Origin of the sequence: Streptomyces katrae (assembly GCF_000966975.1) — a bacterium.
Lineage (GTDB): Bacteria > Actinomycetota > Actinomycetes > Streptomycetales > Streptomycetaceae > Streptomyces > Streptomyces katrae.
In genome coordinates, this window is the sequence record NZ_JZWV01001752.1 from 1 (window position 1) to 604 (window position 604).

General features: G+C 77.5%; 1 protein-coding gene. It reads left to right on the top strand.

Annotation, left to right across the window (positions count from 1 at the left end):
* Nucleotides 1–604: galactokinase (locus VR44_RS40450; RefSeq protein ID WP_045952697.1), on the top strand; the 604-nt coding region annotated here is incomplete at both ends.

Genomic DNA, 604 nt, shown 5'->3' on the forward strand with positions numbered 1-604 from the left:
GGCTGGGGCTGGGGCGGCCGGAGCTGGCGCGGGTGGCCCAGTACGCCGAGAACCACTTCGCCGGGGTGCCGTGCGGGGTGATGGACCAGATGGCCTCGCTCTGCTGCACCGGGGGCAGCGCCCTGCACCTGGACAGCCGCAGCCTGGAGGTCCGGCAGGTGCCCTTCGACCTCGCCGGGCACGGGCTGCGGCTGCTGGTGCTCGACACCCGGGTCAAACACGACCTGGCCGACGGGGCGTACGCCGCCCTGCGGGCCGGCTGCGAACGCGCGGCGCGGCTGCTGGGCCTGCCCGCCCTGCGGGACCTCGCGGCGGCGCAGCTGCCCGGGGCACTGTCGCGTCTCCCGGCGGAACTGGTGCCGCTGGTCCGGCACGTGGTCACGGAGAACGCCCGGGTCGAGCAGGCCGTGGCCCGGCTGGCGGACGGGCGGCCCGAGGCGCTGGGACCGGTGCTGACGGAGGGGCACGCCTCGCTGAGGGACGACTACGGGGTCTCCTGCCCGGAGACGGACCTCGCGGTGGAGGCCGCGGTGGCGGCGGGGGCGCTGGGGGCCCGGATGACGGGCGGCGGCTTCGGCGGCTCGGTGATCGCCCTGGTCCGGTC